At 48.0% G+C, this 24107-nt stretch carries 21 protein-coding genes; 19 read left to right on the forward strand and 2 right to left on the reverse strand.

Annotated features, from left to right (window positions below; translation table 11 throughout):
* The 4 genes from pxpB to ABCW47_RS09510 are packed head-to-tail and all read left to right on the forward strand — an operon-like array spanning position 1 to position 3278.
* A complete protein-coding gene (gene pxpB / locus ABCW47_RS09495; RefSeq protein WP_343209683.1) occupies positions 1 to 741 on the forward strand; it encodes a 5-oxoprolinase subunit PxpB in 741 nt (246 codons plus the stop codon).
* Positions 738 to 1769 carry a 5-oxoprolinase subunit C family protein gene (locus ABCW47_RS09500; RefSeq protein WP_343209684.1) on the forward strand — a complete coding sequence of 344 codons (1032 nt, stop codon included), beginning with the start codon at positions 738 to 740 and terminating at the stop codon, positions 1767 to 1769. The genes pxpB and ABCW47_RS09500 overlap by 4 nt, the downstream gene beginning before the upstream one ends.
* Positions 1770 to 1784: 15 nt before the next feature.
* Positions 1785 to 2546: a LamB/YcsF family protein gene (locus ABCW47_RS09505; RefSeq protein WP_343209685.1), complete on the forward strand. Its 762-nt coding sequence runs from the start codon at positions 1785 to 1787 to the stop codon at positions 2544 to 2546.
* Positions 2547 to 2585: 39 nt separating this feature from the next.
* Positions 2586 to 3278 carry an RraA family protein gene (locus ABCW47_RS09510; RefSeq protein WP_343209686.1) on the forward strand — a complete coding sequence of 231 codons (693 nt, stop codon included), beginning with the start codon at positions 2586 to 2588 and terminating at the stop codon, positions 3276 to 3278.
* Between the two features lie 263 nt (positions 3279 to 3541).
* On the opposite strand, the gene ABCW47_RS09515 is transcribed toward ABCW47_RS09510, so the two are convergent.
* Complete coding sequence (locus tag ABCW47_RS09515) at positions 3542 to 4810, reverse strand: Glu/Leu/Phe/Val family dehydrogenase (RefSeq protein WP_343209687.1); 1269 nt, start codon at positions 4808 to 4810, stop codon at positions 3542 to 3544.
* Positions 4811 to 5348: 538 nt separating this feature from the next.
* Between ABCW47_RS09515 and ABCW47_RS09520 the strand changes: the two genes are divergently transcribed.
* From ABCW47_RS09520 to ABCW47_RS09570, 11 genes are all read left to right on the forward strand, one after another.
* Positions 5349 to 6962 (forward strand): ABC transporter substrate-binding protein, encoded by a 1614-nt coding sequence (locus ABCW47_RS09520; protein ID WP_343209688.1) that lies wholly within the window; start codon positions 5349 to 5351, stop codon positions 6960 to 6962.
* A gap of 34 nt (positions 6963 to 6996) precedes the next feature.
* A complete protein-coding gene (locus ABCW47_RS09525) occupies positions 6997 to 7989 on the forward strand; it encodes an ABC transporter permease (RefSeq protein ID WP_343209689.1) in 993 nt (330 codons plus the stop codon).
* On the forward strand, positions 7982 to 8839 hold the full coding sequence (locus tag ABCW47_RS09530; RefSeq protein WP_343209690.1) for an ABC transporter permease: 858 nt from the start codon (positions 7982 to 7984) through the stop codon (positions 8837 to 8839). Before ABCW47_RS09525 ends, ABCW47_RS09530 begins: the two co-directional genes overlap by 8 nt.
* A 60-nt stretch (positions 8840 to 8899) precedes the next feature.
* Positions 8900 to 9832 carry an ABC transporter ATP-binding protein gene (locus ABCW47_RS09535; RefSeq protein ID WP_343209691.1) on the forward strand — a complete coding sequence of 311 codons (933 nt, stop codon included), beginning with the start codon at positions 8900 to 8902 and terminating at the stop codon, positions 9830 to 9832.
* Positions 9822 to 10436, forward strand: coding sequence for an ABC transporter ATP-binding protein (locus ABCW47_RS09540; protein ID WP_343209692.1), 615 nt, complete (start codon positions 9822 to 9824; stop codon positions 10434 to 10436). The genes ABCW47_RS09535 and ABCW47_RS09540 overlap by 11 nt, the downstream gene beginning before the upstream one ends.
* A 17-nt stretch (positions 10437 to 10453) precedes the next feature.
* Positions 10454 to 11218: an ATP-dependent sacrificial sulfur transferase LarE gene (larE, locus tag ABCW47_RS09545; protein WP_343209693.1), complete on the forward strand. Its 765-nt coding sequence runs from the start codon at positions 10454 to 10456 to the stop codon at positions 11216 to 11218.
* Between the two features lie 16 nt (positions 11219 to 11234).
* On the forward strand, positions 11235 to 11978 hold the full coding sequence (larB, locus tag ABCW47_RS09550; RefSeq protein WP_343209694.1) for a nickel pincer cofactor biosynthesis protein LarB: 744 nt from the start codon (positions 11235 to 11237) through the stop codon (positions 11976 to 11978).
* Positions 11979 to 12283: 305 nt separating this feature from the next.
* On the forward strand, positions 12284 to 13603 hold the full coding sequence (gene larC, locus ABCW47_RS09555; protein ID WP_343209695.1) for a nickel pincer cofactor biosynthesis protein LarC: 1320 nt from the start codon (positions 12284 to 12286) through the stop codon (positions 13601 to 13603).
* A gap of 179 nt (positions 13604 to 13782) precedes the next feature.
* Entirely contained in the window at positions 13783 to 14406 is a 624-nt protein-coding gene (locus ABCW47_RS09560; RefSeq protein ID WP_343209696.1) for a YczE/YyaS/YitT family protein, read from the forward strand.
* Between the two features lie 272 nt (positions 14407 to 14678).
* On the forward strand, positions 14679 to 17072 hold the full coding sequence (locus ABCW47_RS09565) for an ATP-binding protein (protein ID WP_343209697.1): 2394 nt from the start codon (positions 14679 to 14681) through the stop codon (positions 17070 to 17072).
* Positions 17073 to 17172: 100 nt separating this feature from the next.
* Entirely contained in the window at positions 17173 to 17757 is a 585-nt protein-coding gene (locus ABCW47_RS09570) for a helix-turn-helix domain-containing protein (RefSeq protein WP_343209698.1), read from the forward strand.
* Between the two features lie 198 nt (positions 17758 to 17955).
* Here ABCW47_RS09570 and serS read toward each other — a convergent pair whose 3' ends face one another.
* A complete protein-coding gene (serS, locus tag ABCW47_RS09575; RefSeq protein ID WP_343209699.1) occupies positions 17956 to 19242 on the reverse strand; it encodes a serine--tRNA ligase in 1287 nt (428 codons plus the stop codon).
* Positions 19243 to 20223: 981 nt separating this feature from the next.
* Between serS and ABCW47_RS09580 the strand changes: the two genes are divergently transcribed.
* From ABCW47_RS09580 to ABCW47_RS09595, 4 genes are all read left to right on the forward strand, one after another.
* Complete coding sequence (locus ABCW47_RS09580; RefSeq protein WP_343209700.1) at positions 20224 to 20838, forward strand: cytidylate kinase-like family protein; 615 nt, start codon at positions 20224 to 20226, stop codon at positions 20836 to 20838.
* 40 nt (positions 20839 to 20878) lie between these two features.
* A complete protein-coding gene (locus ABCW47_RS09585; RefSeq protein ID WP_343209701.1) occupies positions 20879 to 21919 on the forward strand; it encodes an AI-2E family transporter in 1041 nt (346 codons plus the stop codon).
* A 330-nt stretch (positions 21920 to 22249) separates the two neighbouring features.
* A complete protein-coding gene (locus ABCW47_RS09590; protein ID WP_343209702.1) occupies positions 22250 to 23209 on the forward strand; it encodes an ABC transporter permease in 960 nt (319 codons plus the stop codon).
* Positions 23210 to 23221: 12 nt separating this feature from the next.
* Positions 23222 to 24088: an ABC transporter permease gene (locus ABCW47_RS09595; RefSeq protein ID WP_343209703.1), complete on the forward strand. Its 867-nt coding sequence runs from the start codon at positions 23222 to 23224 to the stop codon at positions 24086 to 24088.
* Positions 24089 to 24107: the final 19 nt, after the last annotated feature.

The raw sequence follows: 24107 nt of genomic DNA on the forward strand, positions 1-24107 counted from the left end.
GTGTCTAAGATACCAGTCATAAAGCCGGCGGGGGAGACCGCGGTTACGGTAGAGTTTGAAAATAGAATCGATTTGGAGGTAAACCGGAGAGTGAACTCCTTCTCCGGTCAGATAGAGAAAGCACATATTGATGGGATAAGGGAACTGATACCCACCTACCGGTCGCTGATGGTGCACTATGCCCCGGATGTGATTGGTTACCGGAAACTCTGCGAAACTTTGTACGAGCTTCTTAAGACCAATCCGGAGGATGCCTCCCTGAGCCGGGAGGTACTGGTGATTCCCGTGCTGTATGGCGGAGAATACGGGCCGGATCTGGGCGATGTGGCACGAAGAGAAAAGATAAGCGAACAGGAAGTAATCAGACGCCATTCCAGGCAGGAGAGCTTTGTCTATATGGTCGGATTTTCCCCGGGTAATGCTTATATCGGCAGTCCCAAGAAGACATTTTCTGTTCCGCGCAGACCGGAGCCAAGGGTAAAAATACCGCAGGGCTCCATCACGATCTGGGAATCGCAGACCACAATTTTTCCCATGGATCAGCCGGGCGGCTGGAACGTCATTGGCAGGACTCCACTTAAGATGTTTGATCTGAATAGAAAAGATATTTTTTTGCTTCGGGCGGGCAGATGGGTGAAATTTGAACCAATCACAGAGAATGAATATATGCAGATTAAGCGGGAAGTGGAGGAGAACCGGTATAAGTATCGGCTTTATGAGAAGAAGGAGGCGATGCTGTGAGTATCTTTGTTAGATCAGGCGGACTTCTGACTACTGTACAGGATGAGGGACGGTACGGATATCAGCAGTACGGCGTCATGGTCTCAGGGCCCATGGATGAGAGAGCTTTTCTGCTGGCTAATATTCTGGTTGGAAATGATGCCTGTGAGGCGGAGCTGGAAGTAACCTTAATGGGACCGATTCTTGAATTTGAAGAAGATAATATAATTGCTGTTACGGGAGCCGATCTTACCCCTGTATTAAATGGAAATCCGTTTCCGATGTATGAAGCAGTAACCGTGAGAAAGGGAGATATTCTTTCTTTCCAGGGAGTAAAGAGCGGCTGCAGGGCTTATATCGCGTTTGCGGGGGGACTTGATATTCCGCTGGTAATGGGCAGCCGTTCTACCCTGCTTCGGGCGGGCTTCGGCGGTTTTAAAGGAAGAAAGCTGGAGGCGGGGGACAGGCTCCCTTTCAGGAACCCGGCAGCCACCCTGTGCGGCATGCCCGGACGAAGGATAACAGCGGAAAACAATTATAGCGGCAGCGTGGCGCTGCGAGTTGTTCCGGGACCGCAGGAAGACCGGTTTACGCAAACAGGCCTTAAGACTTTCTTTTCGGAAACCTATCAGATAGGAGCGGAGAATGACCGGATGGGATACCGGCTGGAAGGACCGGCGGTGGAGCATAAAACTGACGGCAACATTATTACCGATGGAATCGCGATGGGGGCCGTTCAGATTCCATCTGGCGGCAAACCGATTATTATGATGGCAGACCGGCAGTGTACAGGAGGCTATACCAAGATTGCCAACGTGATACGGGCGGACCTGCCCAGGCTGGCTCAGTGCAAAACCGGAGATAGGGTGCGGTTTGTTCCTGTAACGGTGGAAGAGGCACAGGAGTTATTTCGGAAAGAGCGCAGGAATCTGCGTCAAATTCGTGAAAGGCTATCCGTACCCAGGCGGGTGATCAGCTCCAAGACTTTCCAGCTTATCATTAATGGCACAGCCTATTCCGTGCAGGTCGATGAAAAAGAAGAAATATAAGAAGGGGGTGTTTTCATGCTCAGGGTGGATTTAAACAGTGATCTGGGTGAGAGCTATGGCAGTTATAAAATTGGCAATGACGAAGGAATTATACAGTATATTACATCGGCAAATGTGGCTTGCGGATGGCATGCGGGCGATCCAATGGTGATGGAACGGACGGTGGAATTGGCCCAAAGATATGATGTTGGTGTGGGTGCTCATCCGGGATATTATGACCTGATGGGATTTGGCAGGCGGGACATGAAGCTTAAGCCGAAGGAAATTAAAAATTATATGAAATACCAGATTGGCGCGCTGATGGCCTTTACAAAAAGCCGGGGCATGAAACTCCAGCACGTGAAAACCCACGGCGCTCTGGGTAATTTGTCCATGATGGATGAAACCACAGCAAGAGCGATCTGCGAGGCTGTCTATGAGATTGACAGCGATCTTCTCATGTTCGGACACGCCGGTTCTCTGCTGCTAAAGGTGGCGGAGGAGACAGGACTTAGGACAGTAAGCGAAGTTTACGGCGACAGAGGCTATCTGGATAATGGTATGCTGGCGCCCCGTAATGTGAAGGGAGCCATGATTGAATCTGTGGAAGAAGCGGTCAGCCGTTCCCTGCGCATGGTGAAAGAGGGTAAGGTGGAGACAATCTCCGGCATGACGATTCATATAAGAGCAGATTCTCTCTGCGTCCACGGGGATACGCCGAGAGCCTTTGAATTTATAAAAGCAATCACGGAGGCATTCCAAAAAGAGGGAATCGCCATCCAGAATTTAATGAAATAGTAGCGCAAGCGTACCAACGCTTCGAAATGGAGGATAATGATGTCAAACCCAGGTATGAGAATCAACTATAAGATAGACAGGCCCGAACCGGAAACAGTGGAAAAATTCAGGGGCAGTGCGGTAGCTAATATCGCGGATGTTATGGGAAGGCTTTTTGCCATGAATAATAATATCCGTCCCATGGGAAAAAGTATGAGTATTTGTGGACCGGCCTTTACCGTAAAAGCCGCGATTGCGGATAATATGATGTTTCACAAAGCATTGACCATGGCCCGGCCGGGCGACGTGGTTGTGGTAAATGCCTGCGGCGATACCAACCACAGTGTCTGCGGGGATGTGATGTACCGTCTGGCAGAAAAGAAAGGGATTGCCGGATTCGTTGTAGATGGAAGCATTCGGGATACCGATTACCTCCGGGAAAATGACTTTCCTGTCTACGCAGCAGGGGTGACGGCAAGAGGTCCTTACAAGAACGGGCCAGGAGAAATCAATACAGATATCGCCTGCGGCGGACAGGTAATCCATCCCGGAGATCTGATTGTGGGAGACGCGGACGGAATCGTGGTAATACGGAAGGAAGATCTGGACGTCGTCTACGAAAAACTGTTGGCTATACGCCAGAATGAAGTGAATCTGACCCGCCTGATTGAAAATGATGAATGGGATTCCTGCGCCATTGTAAAAGCGGTGGAAGAAAAAATAGCACAGCAGGGTTATGAAATTATCAAGTAATTGCTGGTGTATTTTCTTTGTCCGACACGATTGATAAGCGTTTGATTTGACGTCAGCCCATGACTCAGATCAATGTTTATAGACTCAATTCCTTATAGAGAGAACCGGCTGGCTGCTGTTTAAGGCTATGCCGCGTTCTCTCTATTCAATTTAACTTAACTAAGAAAAGCACCTTTTCAGGTGCTTTTCTTGATTTTCAATAGGACGATTTGCGGAACGTACCGGCGTTTGTTTTTAAAAGATAAGGTGTGTTCAATATTTATTTAATTCATGGAGATTGGGCCTCCGCGCATACGGATGGAGGTGCACAGACGGTTCAGAGCGACAATATTTGCTCCAAGCCGCATGGAACAGTGGTATTTTGCACTGGTTCGGTAAACATCCTGGAAGGCTTTTAACATAATCTTTTCCAATGTTTTATTTACTTCTTCCAGTTCCCAGGTCAGATTCTGGATATTTTGTACCCATTCGAAGTAAGAAACGACAACACCTCCTGCATTGGTAAGAATATCCGGCACTACAATTTTTCCATTCTGCTCCAGGATCTGATCGGCCTCCACTGTGGTAGGACCATTGGCGGCCTCGATGATCAGAGACGCCTTTACAGAAGATGCGTTTTCTGCAGTCAGCTGATTCTCCAGGGCGGCCGGTATTAATATATCACAGTCACAGGCTAACAGAATATCGTTGGTGATGTGTGCAACATCAGAAGCCTGATAATCTTTGAGCAGATGGCCGCGCACAGACAAGAACTTGCGGATAGCGGGAATATCCAGTCCATCCGGCTTATAAACGCCTCCAGAATAATCACTGACGGCCACTATCTTCTGTCCATTGTTGTAGAAGATTTCAGCTGCCGTACCTCCCACATTTCCCATACCCTGTATGGCAATTCTTGCTTTTGCCGGATCAATCCTGAATTGCTTAAAACTTTCATAGGCAATCATACTGACGCCCCTGCCGGTGGCTTCCACTCTGCCGACAGAGCCGCCCAGCTCGATTGGTTTGCCGGTGACTACGCCGGGGACACAGTGCCCTTTAAACATACTGTAAGTATCCATGATCCAGCCCATTACCTCGCCATTTGTGTTTACATCTGGAGCAGGAATATCCTGCTCTGGTCCGATCAGAGGCAGAATTCTGGTGGTATAGCGTCTGGTAAGCCGAATCAATTCGTTTCTGGAAAGTTTAGCGGGATTGACCCGGATGGCACCTTTTGCACCTCCAAAGGGAATGTTGACAACTGCACATTTTAATGTCATCCATGCGGACAGAGCTTTTACCTCATCCAGGTTAACATCCTGGTGAAAGCGGATTCCTCCTTTGTAGGGACCCCTGGAACTGGAATGCTGCACGCGGTATCCGTCAAAGACCTTTACGCTGCCGTCATCCATCCTGACGGGTACGGATACTTTGATTTCACGCTCCGGATGGCGTAAAATCTCATATTCATCCGGCCGGAGTCCCAGCTTTTGCGCTGCCTGGTCCAGGACTGAAAGCATATTATCATAGGGATTATAATTCATATTCAAACTGCTTACCTCCTTATAAACTGTGGTTTAATATCCACATACTTTGCTGGTTACATGACCGGATAGCCGTTTGTTTTATGCGGCGTTTCCTGTCTGTTGATGGTATCTTATCATGGGAAAATATATAGGAAAAGCAGATATATTCCATATATATTATTGAATAAACAAATATTATCCCCGTATTCATTTGTAAGAAAACTACCTCACTTGACAGAAAAAGAAAAGATTCATATAATAATAATGCTGTGTTTAAGGTAGCTTGTAGTTTGAGTTTACAAACGATTGGACTGGTCAGGAAGACCGGCTGTCCCTGTCAGAAGATCGGGAAAAGTTTGCAGACCGCTATTGTATCAGTCAGCCGGATGTGATCGAGGCGGGTGTACGGTTTAGGCATAGGTATATGTGTATAGATTTTGCAGGTTTAAGTATATAGGGAATGATGTCAGGAAGGCATAGGTACATGAGGGATCATGTATGTGTGCTTTTTTTATTTTGATGTGATTTACATTGTGGAAGTATGCTTTGAAAGGGGATAAACATGAAAAAGATTGGGATGAGTATTTGCCTTCTGGCCTTGATTCTGACCTTTACCGGATGCGGGAAAAAGGAGCCGGAGATGGTAACAGGGCAGGAAACGCTGGATAAGGAAGAGAAAAAAAGTGAAGTGACGATAGGATTCTCCAGTGAACCAACAAGCTGGGACCCTTGTACGGGATACGGCACAACAGGGCCGATTATTTTCAGTACCCTGCTGGAGGTAAACGGCAATAACGAGCTGGTCAATGACCTGGCGACGGACTATACGGTCAGTGAGGACGCGCTGACCTGGACATTTCACATCCGGGATGACGTCTATTTTACAGACGGGGAGAAGCTGACCGCCGGTGATGTGGCTTTTACATATAGAACAGCCAAGGAGAGTGCCTCTTTGGTGGATCTTACTATGCTGGACAAAGTCAGTGCGCCAGATGACACGACGGTGGTATTTCAGTTGAACAAACCCAGTTCTACTTTTGCATTTACTACAGCGCAGACTGGAATTGTGCCGGAACATGCCTACGGAGATGACTTCGGCGTAAATCCCATTGGTTCCGGCCCTTATAAGATGGTACAATGGGACAAGGGACAGCAGTTTATACTGGAGGCCAATGAAAATTACTATGGAACTGCGCCGGAAATAAAACGCGCCGTATTTTTAGTCATTGAGGATGAAGATGCCAGATTTGTAGCAGCTCAGTCCGGGCAGGTGGATATCTGTCTGACATCTCCGACTGTGGCACAGAGCGAGATTGCCGGAATGGAATTGGTGTCGGTCGCTTCGGTGGACAATCGGGGGATTACCATGCCGGTTGTGCCAAATGAGGGAGCGGTGACGGAAGACGGATATCCGGTCGGCAACGATGTAACCTGTGACCTTGCGGTCCGAAAAGCCATGTGTTATGGGATCGACCGGGAACAAATATGCAGCGAGGCGCTGAATGGCTTTGCCGATCCTGCCTATACAGAATGTGACGGGATGCCTTGGTGGAATCCGGAGACGAAGATAGAGACGGATGTGGACTATGCCTGTGATCTTCTCACAAAGGCAGGATGGGTGGACACAGATGGGGACGGTATCCGGGAAAAGGACGGGTTGAAAGCAGAATTTAACTTGATGTATTTTGCCGGAGATTCCATGCGCCAGGCCGTTGCCATGTCGGTGGCAAATCAGGCAGGGGAAAAACTTGGGATTTCTATTCAGGTAGAAGGAGTCAGCAGCACAGAAACAGTAGCCAGAATGTTCTCCGAGCCGATGATTATGGGATGGGGATCTTCTAATCCCGTCACCAGCTATATGCTGTATCACAGCAGCAATGCCGGAAATACGGACTGGTATAACCCGGAGAATTTTAAAAATAAGACAGTTGACAGTTATCTGGATAAAGCGCTGAATGCAGGAAGCCCGGAAGAAGCCTATGAGTTCTGGAAACTGGCCCAGTGGGATGGGACAACCGGTACAAGCATGCGGGGAGAAGCACCCTGGGCATTTTATGTTAATATGCACCATCTTTATTATGTAAAAGAAGGACTTTCTATTGGGACACAAAAGCTGCATGCCCACGGAGCGGCCTGGCCGCTTGTGGCCAACCTGAAAGAGTGGAAATGGCAGTAAAATGCAGTAATTTTATGAATATAGAGGAAATCATATGAAGCTGAAACACTATCTTACATTTACCGGCCGTTACCTGATCCGGGCTGTTACCCTGCTGATCGCGGTTAGTATCATCTCATTTATACTGGTGAATCTATCTCCGATTGACCCGGTACAGCAATATGTGGAGGCGGTCCCGGGTTTGAGCGGAGAGCAGCGCGCCAACATTGAAGAATACTGGGGACTGCACGAACCGCCGGTGAAGCGGTACATAAACTGGGCGAAAGCCCTGATAAAAGGTGATTTCGGCACTTCGATTATTTACCGGAGGCCGGTCATACAGATTATCGGAGAGAAATTTCTGGCTTCATTGGCCCTCATGCTTACCGCCTGGGTATTTTCCGGCGTTTTGGGTTTTGCCCTGGGCTGTGTGATGGGGGCGTTTCACGGCAGGCCGGCGGACCGGATACTAAAGCGGATCTGTCTGATTATGTGTTCCATTCCCACTTTCTGGATCGGCATAGTATTTCTGATGATCTTTTCTGTAGGGCTTGGGTGGTTCCCTCTGGGCATGGCGGTCCCGGCAGGGGTGGCCAGCGCCCAGGTGACGCTTGCGCAGCGGATTCACCATTTGATTCTGCCGGCCCTGACGCTCAGCTTTCTCTCTTTTGCTAATGTAGCCCTGCACACAAGAGAGAAGCTGGTGGATGTGCTGGAAAGTGACTATGTCTTATTTGCCAGGGCCAGAGGAGAAAGCCGCTGGCAGGTATTAAAGCGCCATGGCCTGCGCAATATTCTGATTCCTGCCGTCACGATGCAGTTCGGGTCTTTCAGTGAACTCTTCGGCGGCTCGGTGCTGGCGGAAAATGTATTTTCCTATCCGGGGCTGGGGGCCGCGGCTTCTGCCGCAGCCATGCAGTCAGATGTTCCTCTGCTGCTAGGCATTACTTTGTTTTCTGCTTTGTTTGTATTTACCGGGAATATGATTGCCAATATTTTGTACGGAGTGATTGACCCGCAGATCAGGGAGGGCTACAGCCATGAATGAGGCGGTGATGAATCCGGGTAAAACCGGAAGGAGATGGAATCAGCGGACGAAAACTGTTATGACGGCCTGCCTGCTCTTTGCTGTAATCCTGGGTGTTTACCTGGCCGGCTGTTTTTTAAGCGATGATCTGATTCAGGCGGACTTTGCCCAGAAGGGACTGGGACCATCCCCCGCGCATCCTTTTGGAACGGATATGCTGGGAAGAGACATGCTGATCCGCACCATCAAGGGACTGTCCACCAGCATTTTAGTAGGTACAGTTGCGTCAGCGGTCAGCGCGGTGATTGCGCTGTTTGTGGGGGTTGCGGCCGCGGCGGGTTCAAAAGCCGTGGACCATTTTATCAGCTGGCTGATTGACCTGGTAATGGGGATTCCCCATATGGTTCTTTTGATCCTTATCTGTTTTGCCTGCGGACGGGGGCTGACCGGTGTCCTGATCGGTCTTGCCGCTACTCATTGGACCGGCCTTGCCAGGCTGATCCGGGGGGAAGTACTGCAGATTCGTTCGGAACAGTATATTGCGGTTTCCAGAAAGCTTGGCAAATCCAGCCTGTGGATCACCGTGCACCATATACTGCCCCATATGATACCACAGTTTATTATTGGACTGATCTTAATGTTCCCTCATGCGATTATGCATGAGTCAGGTCTGACCTTTCTGGGGTTCGGCCTGTCCCCGGAACAGCCTGCCATCGGCATTATCCTGGCGGAATCCATGAAATACTTATCTGCCGGAAAGTGGTGGCTGGCTTTCTTCCCGGGACTTATGCTGGTGATTCTCGTCCTGCTGTTCGACCGGCTGGGAGAGAGCCTGAAGAGAATCCTGGACCCTTACAGTGCCCAGGAATAATTGCGAAATGGATAAGCCTGCCGGAAATCAGGTCCGGCGGCTGGAAAGAGAGGGAACCCAATGGTAGAAGAGAGAACACCGGTGCTTGAAGTGGAACATCTGTCGGTTTCGTTCCGCATGTACCATTCCGCGTTGGAGCAGCATTACTTAAAGGTGATTTCTGACTTAAACATCCGTGTCTGCGAGGGAGAGATCGTAGCAATTGCCGGTTCCAGCGGTTCCGGCAAAAGCCTGCTGGCCCACGCGGTTATGGGGCTTCTTCCGGAGAATTCTGTAACGGAAGGAGAGATTCGTTATCGGGGAGAGCTATTGGATGAAACGAGGCAGGCTTCTCTGAGAGGAAGAGAAATGGCGCTGGTACCCCAGTCTGTCTCTTTCCTGGACCCACTGATGAAAGTAAGGCAGCAGGTGCAGGGAGCAGGCAGAAAAAAGATGGAGGCACAAAAGGACATATTTCATCGTCTCGGCCTGGAGGACGGAGTGAATAAATTATATCCCTTTCAGCTCTCCGGGGGAATGGCCAGACGGGTTCTGGTGTCTACCGCGGTCATCAGTGATGCCGATTTGATTATAGCGGATGAGCCCACGCCGGGTATGGACGCTGCGCTGGCCAGGGAAGCACTCAACTGTTTCCGGGAACTGGCGGATTCCGGCAAAGCCGTCCTTCTGATTACCCATGATATTGACATTGCTCTGGAGGTAGCCGACCGCATCGGCGTGTTCTATGGCGGAACAACCCTTGAATTGGCCGATGCAGCCGACTTTCATGGAAAGGGGGAGGATCTTCGCCACCCCTATTCCAGGGCACTCTGGAACGCGCTGCCACAGAATGGTTTCGCACCGATTCCGGGCTTTCAGCCTTATGCAGGGGAAATTACGCAGGGCTGCCTGTTTGCCCCCAGATGTGGGAAAGCGGCAAAAGAGTGCCGTACTGGCACAATCCCGATGAGACGGATCAGAGACGGGGAAGTGAGGTGCCTGTATGCAACTTGAAGCGAGGGATGTGGGCTTTCGTTATGGAACAAAGTCTCCCTGGATACTGCGCCATGTAAATCTGACGATTCATCAGGGAGAGCGGGTAGGCCTGATCGGGCCCAGCGGATTTGGCAAAAGCACACTGGCGAAGCTTTTGGCCGGATTTGAAAAGCCGGCGGAAGGAGAAATCCTGCTGGATGGAAAACCCCTGCCGGGAAAAGGCGTCAGCCCGGTTCAGCTGATCTATCAGCACCCGGAGAAAGCCATCAATCCAAGATGGAGAATGCGCCGTGTTCTGGAGGAGTCCGGAATGTTTAAAGAGGAAGTGAGAGAGGCGCTGGGAATAGAAAATGAGTGGCTGGAACGATTCCCAAGGGAGCTCTCCGGCGGGGAATTGCAGCGGTTTTGTATTGCACGCTCCCTGTTTGACGGGACAAGATTTTTGCTGGCGGACGAAATGAGCACCATGCTGGATGTGATTACACAGGCGCAGATGTGGCAGTTTATACTGAAAGAAGCAGAAAAAAGAGAACTTGGAATGTTGATTATAACCCATAACCGGGCGCTGGCAGAGAGGATCAGTACCCGGATTGTAGAAGCGGATACTCTGTCCGAATCATAGCGAAAGGAAGAAGAACAATGAGCCGAACGATTCCTGACAACTTGAGGGAGTTTTTTCATAACCACAGACGGGCTGCCCTGGCATTTTCCGGGGGAGTCGATTCCGCTTATCTGATGTATGCGGCGTGTGAATGTGGCTGTGATCTCCATGCCTATTATGTGAAAAGTCAGTTTCAGCCGGAATTTGAATATCAGGATGCGCTGAAACTGGCGGGAGAAATGCAGTGCGGCATGACTGTGATCGAACTGGATGTATTGGCTGATGAAAAGGTGGTATCAAATCCTGCCGACCGCTGTTATTATTGTAAGCAAAGAATATTTACTTCTATATTGGACCATGCGGCTGCAGATGGCTGCGAGCTTCTCATGGACGGCACAAATGCCTCGGATGACGCGGGCGACCGTCCGGGAATGAGGGCACTGCGAGAACTTAAGGTAGTTTCACCCTTGAGGGAATGCGGGCTGACCAAGGCGCAGATCCGTGATTACTCCAGAGAAGCCGGTCTGTTTACCTGGAAGAAACCGGCGTATGCCTGTCTGGCTACCCGGATACCGACAGGAGTGCCGCTGACGGCGCAGGTGCTGACAGCTACGGAAGCTGCGGAAGCATTTCTGATGGCGCTGGGATTTGAAGATTTCCGGGTACGCATGGCTGGTAAGGCGGCCAGACTGCAGGTCAAGGCGGAACAGATGGAACAGGTTATTCAGATGCGGGAAATGATTTACAGAGAATTAATGAAGTGGTATCCGGAGGTCTATCTGGACCTGGGACCAAGAGGATAGAAAGGCAGGGGAGAAAATGAACAAGAGAGATCTTCTGACAATGCTGTACGAAGTAAAAGAGGGGAATCTGTCTCCGGAGGAAGTGGTAAAAAAGCTGAGGATCCAGCCCTTTGAGGATTTGGGATATGCGAAGGTAGATCATCACCGGGGGCTGCGCCAGGGAGCCGCGGAAGTGATCTACGGCCGCAGCAAGACACCGGAACAGATCCTTGGCATTACAAAATCGATGGCAGAAAACGGCAGCCGGGATATTCTAATCACCCGTATGGCACCGGAGGCAGCCAAACTGCTGGAAAGTGAAATGGAGCTGGATTATCATCCGATTCCTCAAGTGGGGATTGCACTGCCTGATACGAACCGTGCCGCGAGAGGAAATATTGTTGTAGCTTCCGGAGGGACAAGTGATATGGCTGTCTGTGAAGAGGCTGCTCTGACGGCAGAGGTTCTGGGGAATAAAGTGACCCGCTTGTATGATGTGGGAGTAGCGGGGCTTCACCGGCTTCTTTCGAATCTGGATGTCCTGCTGGATGCCCAGGCGGTGATTGCCGTTGCCGGAATGGAGGGCGCGCTTGCCAGTGTGATCGGCGGTCTGGTGGACTGCCCGGTGATTGCAGTGCCGACCAGTGTTGGATATGGCGCAAATTTTGGAGGCGTCTCTGCACTGCTCTCCATGCTCAATTCCTGTGCCAGCGGGGTGAGCGTGGTCAATATCGACAATGGTTTCGGAGCCGGATATCTGGCGGGGATGATTAATCGATAGGGGATAGCGAAGAAGGAAGAAGGAAGAACGGAGTAAGAGCAGGGAAGAAGGAAGAGTGAAGAACGAAGAACGGAGTAAGAGCTGAGATGAAGGAAGCGTGAAGAACGGAAGAATGGGTGACAGTTGCGGCGAAGCCGCAAGTGAAAACGAGCTTCATACTTGCAGCTCGGTGAAAAACCGCTCTTTGAGCGGGTGAAAATGTTCCCCTTCGGAACAGTGAAATATAATTAGGTTATGCAACGGGAAGTGTGCCATTTGATTTTTCGCCGGAGGGATGTTGCTTTCTGGCTTTAAGGAGGAGTTTTATGAAGACGTTATTTTTTGAGTGTGGTATGGGTGCGGCCGGAGATATGCTGACGGCTGCTTTGCTGGATTTACTTCCGGATCAGGATGGTTTTATCAGCCGCATGAACCGTATCGGGATTCCTGGCGTGAGGATGGAAAGAAACAGCGCAGTTAAGTGTGGTATCACCGGCAATCATGTTACTGTGCTGGTGAATGGGGAGGAAGAGCACAGCCATGATTATGACCACGGTGATCACCACCATCATGATCACGAGGACCACGATCACCATAATCACGATGAACATCACAGCCACGAAGAAAATCATGAGCATAGTCATGGAGATCATGTTCACAGCGATCACGACCATGGACATGCACACCACCATGCTTCTATGGAGGATATTGAGACGTTGATTCAAAATTTATCTGTTTCCGACTGGGTGAAACGGAATGCAATTGGTGTTTATCACTTAATTGCGGCGGCGGAATCGAAAGCTCATGGAAAGGATGTGTCGGAGATTCATTTCCATGAAGTTGGTACGCTGGATGCGGTGACAGATATTGTGGGAGTCTGCATGCTGATTGAGGAACTGGCTCCTGATCATATTTATGCCTCACCGATTCATGTGGGTGCAGGGCATGTTCACTGTGCACATGGCGTTCTGCCTGTGCCGGCCCCGGCTACAGCACATATATTAATGGGTGTGCCTACTTTTGGCGGCCGGATTCAGGGAGAGTTATGCACCCCGACCGGTGCCGCGCTTGTGAAACATTTTGCGGAAGGTTTCGGAGGGATGCCTGTTATGACTGTGACGGGTATCGGTTATGGCATGGGAAACAAGGAATTCGAGATGGCTAACTGCGTGCGTGTCTTTGCTGGTGAAACGGATGAGGCTGCGGGAGCCAATGAAGAAATTGCTGAACTGAGCTGTAATCTGGATGATATGACAGGAGAAGCTGTTGGGTTTGCAAGAGAGCTTCTGCTGTCAGAGGGAGCTTTGGACGTCTATACGATACCGGTGCAGATGAAAAAGAACCGTCCGGCCCAGATTCTCACCTGCCTGTGCAAAAAAGAGGACTGTGACCGGATAGCGGGATTAATATTAAAACATACCTCTACGTTCGGGGTGCGCAAAACAATGTGCAGCCGGTATGCCCTGGAGAGAAAACGGGTTAAAGTCAGTACACGGTTTGGGGAGATCAATGTGAAAAAGGGCTGCGGCTATGGTGTTGAGAAATGGAAACCGGAATTTGAAGATATGGCTGCCGCTGCGCGTCAAAATAATGTAACGCTGGAAGAAGTGGCGCGGGATGTGGTTAGGCAAATGAAGAATGAATAATGAAAAGTGAAGAACTAAAAGGTGAGAAACCTGTGGCAAAGCCTCAGGTGAAAATGCCCTGCCGGCAATCAAAAAGGGAAGAATAAGAAAACTGCGGCGAGGTCATGTAAGAAACTGCTTGCCGGGAGTCTTCTGCTCAGGTTATACTGAAAAAAATGGTATATGTGGGAGGACAACGGATGTTTCGAAAGATAAAGGCTATGCCGCCCGGAGAACTGGTGAAACGGCTGATCCTGTATGTTTGCTGCTTTAGCTTGATGCCTTTGGGTATTGTTTTGACAATCAATGCTCACCTGGGTGCAGGCGGAATTGACGCGATGAATTTTGCGATGGCGGAAAAGCTTGGAGTGAATACGTCTATAGCGGTTTATATTACTGCGGTGGTCTGCCTTCTGCTGTCCGCTGTTGTGAGAAGAGGCTGGCCGCGGATTACTACATTTATTACCTCTTTCCTGACGGGTATCTTTACCGATATATGGAAGTCTGTTCTGGCCGATGTACAGGGGACTGATTTTTGGAATTCTCTTCTGCTCTTTTTGCTGGGTCTTATTATTGTCGGTTTTGCCGTCGGCTGTGTGGTTACCTCTGAGTTTCCGGCTGGACCGGTGGATGATTTGATGGTTGCACTGAAGGAGCGGGGCTGTAAAATCTGGATAAGCAAGATCGTTATTGAGGGAGCCGGCGTGGCGATTGCATTTCTTCTGGGCGGTGAGATCGGATTGGGGACGATTATCTTTACCTTTTGTCTGGGACCGGTGGTGGATGCTTCTGCTCGTCTGACGAAGAAGGCTGCCAGACTTTAAAAATATACATATTAGAAATATAAGCAGGAAACCCGAGTCTCGCTGCAGAAGCAGAGAGGCCCGGGTTTTTTATTGCATAGGAAAGTTCTCCAATCTTTCCTATGCAATAAAAAACCTCCGGGGGATCGGACTGCGGCGGAAAGGAATTTTGTAAAAAACTGGACGGCAAAGTACTGTTGTTTTTCTTTCTATTTTTTCTGACCGAGTGTATACTTAAATTCAAATATATTATGTAGTAAGGAGCCGATATAAGCGGGATGGAGAGTGATGGTATGGCGGAAAATAATCTGGCAAATTTGTTGAATGCAATGACTGAAACCAGTGTTTATGTTATTAAGGAAGAAAACCATCGGCTTTTGTATTTTAATAAGCGCTGCGAAGATACTGGAAGAGGCAGAGCTGCAATCGGGGTGAAGTGCCATGACGTGTGGCCTGAAGTGTGCGCCAACTGTCCGCTTAACGGATTGGGAGATAAGGAATCTAACCGCATTGTCTGTTATGACCCTCTTCAGAAGACTACAGTCGATGTTACAGCGAGCAGGATCACCTGGGATGGATATATCCCTGCCATTGTGGTAACAGCTGCCCCGCATCAGATGAATTTTGAGGAAGAGCAGGGCTTAAAAAAGATAGAGAAAATGTATGCACAGAGCCTTGTAACTGTATTTGACGAATGTATTATAGCAAATCTAACAGCAGATTATTATGTTAACTGTCAGAAAGATGTTATGTGGACGGACATTCCCGAACAAGGTAGTTTTGGCATAGAAAACCGTCAGTATGCAAGAAAGGTTGTGCATCCGGATGATCTGGAGTGCTTTAACAGTTATTTTTCCAGGGAGGCCATGCTGCGACGCTTTGGAGAGGGAAAAAAACAGATTTCCAGGAGACTGCGGAGGCTGACGCCAGATGGAAGCTATCATATGGTTGAGTTCACCGCAGCAAAGATTGGAGTAAGCATAAAAGAGTGCTGGTGTGTGCTGGTGTACCGGGATATTCAGGATGAATACCTGATGGAACAGCAGCGGAATGTAGAGATCAGCCAGCTGGCCACAGCGGCTGGCATAGCCTGCCAGATGCTGATTGCCGTCAATCTTACGAAAAAGACGTATCATATGCTTGAATATGCCCGTCTTCCGGTGAAACAGCCCGCTGATGAAGGTGACTTCGATGATTTGATTGAATTTGAGCTTGCAACAGTCCACCCTGACTATAGAAAAAAATTTTATGAAAAGTTTTCCCGCCAGTCTCTGATTGATGCTTTTACGGGCGGAGAGCGCATGGTGACAATGCAGGTACCCCATTTCGGGGAGGATGGCAGCTATCATTGGAATTTTACACAGGTAGTACGTGTGGAAAGCCCTTATACAGAGGATCTGATTGAAATCACATTGTCACGGAACATTGATGAAGAGAGAAGGATTCAGGAGGAAACACTGGAAAAGGAGAGAAAAGCGAAGTTCCTGCTGGAGGATGCTCTCCAGAAAGCGGAGAAAGCCAATCAGGCAAAAAGTGAGTTTCTGTCGAAAATGAGTCATGATATCCGTACCCCCATGAATGCTGTTCTGGGATTGACAGAGCTGGCACGGATGCATATCAGCGACGAGGATAAGATAAGAGATTACCTTGATAAGATTGCTGGCTCCGGCGCCCATCTTTTGGGATTGATTAATGAAGTTCTGGATGTGAGTAAAATAGAAAGCGGAAGCTTCAAGCTGGAAAATCATGAATTCAGCCTGGATAAGCTGATGAGGGATTCTGCAGAGCTGATCAGACTCTCTCTGGAAAATAGAAACCAGGAACTTCAGATCCGGATTGAGGAAGGAATTCACCTGCAGGTTTGCGGAGACGAAAAACGGCTGCGGCAGATTCTCGTTAATATTCTGGATAATGCCTCCAAGTATACGGGAGAACAGGGTAACATATATTTCAGCCTGAAAGAACTAAAACAAAATGAACCGAGGACAGGGACATATCAGTTCGAGATCCGGGATACTGGAATAGGAATGAAAAAGGACTATCTGGAACATATTTTTGAGCCTTTCAGCCGGGAGGATGACAGCCGGACCAGCCGTGTATCAGGTACCGGGCTGGGAATGACAATCGTAAAAAATCTGATTACCATTATGGGCGGAGATATCCGTGTGGAAAGTGAATATGGAAAGGGTACAAGATTTTTTATTACTCTCTGTTTTACTAAGAGCAACGCTTCGGCAGAGAGCAAGCCGGTAGAAATAGATGGGGAAGGAAATACCATCGCAGGACTTCGCATCCTGCTGGTGGAGGATAACGAGATTAACCGGCAGATTGCTGCAGAGATGCTGGAAATGCTGGGAGCACGCATCGAAATTGCCAGGAATGGAAATGAAGCGGTAGAAGCAGTTTGTTCCCATCCGCCGCTATACTATGATTTGGTCTTTATGGATGTGCAGATGCCGGTTATGAACGGGTATGATGCAACAAGGAAAATCCGCAGCTGCAAAATGGAGCGGATAGAAGAGCTTCCAATTATTGCTTTGACAGCGGATGCCTTCGCGGAGGATGCGAAACAAGCCCAGCTGGCAGGAATGAATGGGCATCTTGCGAAACCGATATCCCTGGATCAGCTGAGACAGACTCTCATTGACTGTGCGGTATGGAAGCATCGTAAGCAGAAACAGGTATAAGCACTTTGATTTGCAGGGTTCGCATTTTTTAACTCTACGCATCGTAGGTTGCCGTTTGTAAAGATGGATGGTAATCTTTTGATGAAAGGAGGTGCGTCTCATGGACAATTATATTACAGGCTCTGCCATTAAGAGGCTAAGGGAAGATCAGAGATTAACCCAGCTGGAACTGGCTGCTGTGCTGGGAGTCAGTGATAAAACGATATCTAAGTGGGAGACGGCAAAAGGGCTTCCGGATATTACTCTGATTGAACCATTGGCGGAAGCGCTTAATATTTCCGTGATCGAACTTTTATCAGGAGATTATATAGTAAATCAAAATAAATCCAGCAACATGCTTCGGTCCAAATTTTATGTCTGTCCGGTCTGTCATAATGTAATCCACTCTACCGGAGAAGCTCTTGTCAGCTGCTGCGGCATTACCCTTCCTGTTTCGGAAGCGGAGGATACAGATGAAGCTCACCATATGCAGTTGGAACGGGTGGAGGATGAATATTTTATAACAATATCTCATGATATGACAAAGGAACATTATATTTCGTTTCTTGCTTATGTAACGTCGGATAAACTGGAACTGATCAAACTTTATGCGGAGGGAAATGCGGAAGGCCGGTTTTTGATCCAGGGACATGGAATGATTTATTGCTACTGCAACCGCCATGGCCTGATGAGGCAGAAAGTGTAAATAACAGAGGTGTCTGTCATTTATAATGATAGACACCTCTGTTTGATTACATAGGAAAGTTCTCCAAACTTTCCTATGTAATCAAAAACCCTCCGGGGGATCACACTGCGGCGGAAAGGAATCGTGTTGCCAGAGCAACCCGCCGCAGGCGGAGAATCCCGCAAGCGGGATTCTTTGTTCTAGCTTAAAAAATTATATTTATTTGCTGGGTGTAATCACTGTCTTGCCGCCCATATATGGCTGGAGTGCTTTCGGAATGTTGACACTGCCGTCTGCATTCAGGTTGTTTTCCAGGAAAGCGATCAGCATTCTTGGCGGAGCGACAACCGTATTATTGAGGGTGTGAGCAAAATATTTGCCGCCCTCGCCTACCACACGGATTCTCAGGCGGCGGGCCTGAGCGTCTCCCAGGTTGGAACAGCTTCCTACCTCAAAATACTTCTTTTGTCTCGGAGACCATGCTTCAACATCCACGGATTTCACTTTTAAATCTGCCAGATCACCGGAGCAGCATTCCAGAGTCCGTACCGGAATGTCCAGAGAGCGGAATAAATCAACTGTATTTTTCCAGAGCTTGTCATACCACATCATACTGTCTTCCGGTTTGCAGACAACGATCATTTCCTGCTTTTCGAACTGATGGATACGGTAAACACCACGTTCTTCGATACCATGTGCTCCCTTTTCCTTGCGGAAGCAGGGGGAATAGCTGGTGAGAGTCTGCGGAAGGGATTCCTCAGGAAGAATCGTGTCGATGTATTTTCCGATCATGGAGTGCTCGCTGGTACCGATCAGATAGAGATCTTCTCCCTCAATCTTATACATCATCGCATCCATCTCAGCAAAGCTCATAACGCCGGTCACCACATCGCTGCGGATCATAAAAGGCGGAACGCAGTAAGTAAAGCCACGGTCGATCATGAAATCTCTGGCGTAGGAAATAACTGCAGAGTGAATTCTTGCGATGTCACCCATTAAATAGTAGAAACCATTGCCGGCAACCCGGCGTGCGCTGTCCAGGTCAAGGCCGCCAAATCGTTCCATGATTTCAGCGTGATAGGGAATTTCGAAATCCGGGACAACCGGTTCGCCAAAGCGTTCTACTTCCACATTTTCGCTGTCATCTTTTCCGATCGGTACACTGGGGTCAATAATGTTCGGGATAGTCATCATGATCTTTGTGATTTTTTCACCATATTCCCGTTCTTTGGCTTCCAGTTCTTCTAAATGGGCGGAAAATTCGGAGACCTTCCGTTTCATTTCTTCTGCTTCGTCTCTTTTACCCTGCGCCATTAGGCCGCCGATCTGTTTCGAGATTTTATTTCTCTCAGCCCTGAGCTTTTCTGCTTCCTGAAGTGTTGCGCGGTTTTTGGAATCCAGCTCGATTACTTCATCTACAAGTCCCAGCTTAGCATCCTGAAATTTGTTGCGTATATTTTGTTTTACGATCTCCGGATTGGAACGCACAAATTTTAAATCCAACATAATTATTTTCCTCCATTTGTACATAATCTTTTATAGGTTCGTTTTTGATGAACAGAGCAGGGCTGATTTGAGGCCGCGCCGATTCGTTCCGGAAGCACCGTCGGATGGTGAGGTTAGCCAAAGCCGGGGTAAATCTCGCAAACGCCGTTTGCTCGATTTATGGCTGCGCCATATAGTCCCAACAAGCAAGCCACCAATTTGTGAGCAAGCTCACCTGGATGATTTAGTGCAACCAAAGCCAGGGCAAATCTCGCAAACAAAGTTCGCTCGATTTGAGGCTGCGCCAACTATTCCAAAAAAGCAAACCACCGATCAGTGAGCAAGCTCACATCGGGTGGCTGCTTTTTTGGAATACCCTGACTTTGGCAAAAAAAAATCTCCCCGCCCTTGTTATGGGACGAAAAGATTCCGCGTTGCCACCCAAATTGCCGCCCTCACGGACAGCCGCTTGATAGTAGGATAAAGGGTACCGGCCTCCGGCTTTCACCGGCAGCTGAAAAAGTGGAAAGATCCGCCGCTTCACCGGTTCGCACCAACCACCGGCTCTCTGAAGAATCGTAAGATCGTAGCTTTTCTAAAGCGCTGTTCATCTGTTTTTTCTATTTATTTACTATATAACGAATTTTTATTCTTGGCAAGTGAAGTTTGAAACAAAGTAGTTTCATACTTCTTATTTATAATAAAATGATTTACGAAGCATATCATCGTTTGTTGTACAGTATCGCAGGTAAACATGCGATATGAAGAGGTATATAAATGGAAAGTCCCTTTTAATTAAGCAGACAGTTTGTTCAATAATCGGGTATAGCCAGGATTTGACTATAACATTTCTCACAATAATGAAAAGTATGTGTATATTATATAAAAATAATTGGATTTTACGGAGCAGATATGTTATAATAGCACAAAAGAAATAGATTAGTATCCGCTTAGAACACTTTAAAGTTTGAGTGTTGTAAAAGAAAGGAAGGAGTGAACGATATGAGTAAAATCATTACGATCAGCAGACAATATGGTAGTGGAGGCCGTGAGATCGGTGAGCGTCTGGCGAAGGAACTGAATATTCCTTACTATGATAACGCACTGATTACAAGAGCGGCAAAAGAAAGCGGTTTTGCAGAGGCAGCATTTGAGAAGGCAGAAGAAAAAGCCACAAACAGTTTGCTCTATTCCATCGCGATGGGGATGAACGCTTACGGAAATCAGGAATTTGGATTTGCACACCTGTCTTTGGACGACAGAATTTATCTGGCGCAGTCCGAGATCATCCATAAAGTGGCTGACGAGGGACCCTGTGTTATCATAGGCCGCTGTGCAGATTATGTTTTGAAGGACAGATCGGATGTACTCCATTTGTTTATATGGGCTGATTTGGATTCCCGGGTGAAACGTGCGGTTGAACTGTATAATTTATCTCCTGATAAAGCAGAGGAGAATGTTCTGAAGGTGGATAAGAGAAGGGCGAACTATTATAATTATCATGCAAATGGTAAATGGGGAGCTGCTGCGAATTATCATCTTTCATTAAAGAGCGATTCTCTGGGAGTTGACAAGAGTGTCGAGCTGCTGAAGAAGTTCGTAGAGCTGCAGGGATAAGATAAAAAATGCCAATGCATGACCGGGAGAGGAGCAACTGATGGTCGGTCCCATCCTGTGTGGTTTTGTATTAGCGTATTTACTGTATCCTGTGGTTCGTAAACTGGCTGTGAGGCTGTCAAAAACAAAAATTAAGATTTTACATGGCAGGGATAAGCTTTGTAAAGGCTGTGCGGTGTTTTTGGTGTATCTGGCCGCTCTTTTCGTGATTGTCCTGGTAACCTACATTATTATCCGATACGTTGCAGGCAGTATGGATTCTTTTCGGATGGAAAATGTGATGGATTTCTGCAACAAGTGTTATGATGGCTTTTGCAGCAAGGTTATGGAGATTCAGAAGAGTGCCGGGATTACCCTGGTGAAGCAGACGGATCTGGACGAGATTTATAATAATCTGTCCGGTATGGGAACCGGCTTTGTCCAGAAGATAACGGAACGCCCCGCATATTCTTTACAGAGCTTATCCCGTTTTGCGGGCAGCTGTGTGATCAGTGTGGTGCTTTCTGTTTATTTCATGGTAGAGGAAGATAAAATCCGGGAATATCTGAACCGGATCATGAATGCTTTTTTCAGCAGACGGGTATGTGATCATATGAAAGGTGCTGTCTCGGATGCAGATCGGGTTTTCTCCGGATATATCAGGGGACAGCTGCTGGATGTGGCCATTATGACGGTAACCATCAGTCTGATATTAGCGGTTGTGGGGCTTCCGATGAGCATCGTGATCGGTGTGCTGGCGGGACTTGGTAATCTGATTCCGTATGCCGGTCCATTCATAGCGTATCTGGGGACGGCTCTGGTGGGCCTGATGACCGGAGAATATCAGAAAATGATTATAGCCCTGATACTATTGGTAGTTGTACAGGCAATTGACGGTAATTATGTGAATCCCAAACTGTTAAGCAATGCAATTCGGGTTCATCCGCTGCTGGTAGTTGTCTCACTGCTGGTGGGAAATGCGGTGGGCGGCTTGCTTGGCATGCTGACGGCTGTGCCGATCGGTGCATTTCTGAAGGTTCGGTTTGACCGTTTCGTAGAGGGAAGGCTGGTAAAAAAGGGCCTGATGAATAAAGAAGAGTAACGGAAAACGTGTAATATTTTTTGTGAAATATATGAAAAATAGCAGAATAATTTTAAGTCAGAAAACAATGAAAAAGAAGTTTTGCCGTCTGATTAGCAGGAAAAGTGGATGGCAATAACTTCTTTTTATATTTTGTAAAGTAGTAAAACTAATAAAATTTTCATTTTTTTATTGTGCACAATATACAAAAAGCAGGGGATAGAACAAGTAATAATTGACTAATAATTTTGTTACTGATATTATTAGTAACAATATGGATGGTCATTTTGTTGATCATTTCGATTATATCCGTGACCATTGGTCCGAATAGAGCGGAGGTTGAGGGAAACAGTGAAAAAATACATATTAAAACGACTGCTCATTGCGATACCGACATTTTTTGGAATAACGGTTTTAGTCTATGTTATTTCCAATATGGCGACCGGCAGCCCTGTTGCGATGATCCTGGGCGGTGATACGACGATAACTGCCGCTGATATTCAGGCTCTGGAGCATGAATTGGGGCTGGATCAGCCGGTAATTGTTCAGTATTTCAGATGGCTGGGGCAGATGTTCCAGGGTAATTTGGGGATGTCCTATCGTTCATCTCAGCCGGTGTTGGGCATGATCATGGAACGAATCGGGCCTACCCTGCTGCTGACGATTTCCGCGACGGTATTTTCCATGCTGATCGCGATACCGCTTGGAATTATGTCGGCGTATAAGCCTTATACCGGCTGGGATTATATTTCTTCCGGTTTATCGTTTGTGGGCTCTTCCATGCCGAACTTTTTTGCCGGCCTGCTTTTGATTTATTTCTTCTCGGTGAAGCTGAAGCTGCTGCCGATGGGCGGTATGTATGACTCGGCTGGAAATAAGACGCTTGGATCGCTTCTGATCCATATGCTGATGCCGATGGTTGTCCTGGCGATCCAGCAGATTGGTAATATCCTGCGTCAGACAAGAGGAAGTATGCTGGAAGTTTTGAATGAAGATTATATCCGTACTGCCAGAGCCAAAGGACTTGGCGAGGGACGGGTTGTAATCAAGCATGCGCTGAGAAATGCACTGATCCCCGTTGTAACGGTGCTGGCGAATAACCTTCCGTTTATCATCGGCGGTGCGGTAGTAACGGAACAGATATTCGGATGGCCCGGGCTTGGAAGCCTGATGGTTACGTCGATTAATTCCCGTGACTATCCGACGATTATGGGAATCTCTGTTTTTGTGGCAATCTTCGTATTGCTGGGTAATATTTTACTGGATATTGTATATGGCATTCTGGATCCGAAGATCCGGCACAGCAGATAGGAGGGGACGAAGATGGCGAATAAACAGAAAAAAGAATCTTATTTTCGCGATGTAGTCCGCAAGTTCCGTTCTCATAAGCTGGCTATGATCGGTTTGATCTTTATTGCAATTGAAGTGTTCCTGGTAATTATACTCCCTTACATAATGAAGCTGGACCCGATTAATTCGGATGTTGCGGCGTTCGGGGCAAAACCCGGACCTGGGCATATTCTGGGGACAGACGATATCGGAAGAGATGTATTTTCCCGTTTGATTTACGGCGGCAGGGTGTCCCTGCAGGTTGGACTTATTTCCAGTATCATCAGCATGTTTATCGGCGTGCCGCTGGGTCTGATCGCCGGCTACTACAGAGGGGCATTTGAAGCAGTTATTATGCGGTGTTCTGAAATCTTTATGTCATTCCCGTCTATGATGCTGATTCTGGTACTGGTCGCAGTAGTGGGACCGTCTGTATGGACGGTTACACTGGTAATCGGTATTATGGGCTGGCCGCAGTTTGCCAAGCTGATCTACGGCAACGTGCTTTCCGCCCGTGAAAAAGAATACGTGGAGTCCGCAAGAGCGGTTGGAACTAAAGATTTTTCAATTATTTTAAAATATATTGTCCCCAACACCTTTGCACCGATCCTGATTGCATTTACATTCCGTACCGCAAGTGCGATTATTCAGGAATCCGCATTGAGTTTTCTGGGTATGGGTGTTCAGCCGCCGCAGGCATCGTGGGGTAATATTTTATACGAAGCACAGTCCATTTCCGTGCTCTCGACCAGACCGTGGATGTGGGTTCCGCCTGGAATTCTGCTGGTGCTGACGATTTCAGCCATCAACTTCCTGGGCGACGGTATCCGGGATGCTCTGGATTCCAAGCTGAACATCTAGTACGCGAAGGCAATGTTTG

The sequence above is a fragment of the Anaerolentibacter hominis genome, from assembly GCF_032380675.1.
Taxonomy (GTDB): Bacteria; Bacillota; Clostridia; order Lachnospirales; family Lachnospiraceae; genus Anaerolentibacter; species Anaerolentibacter hominis.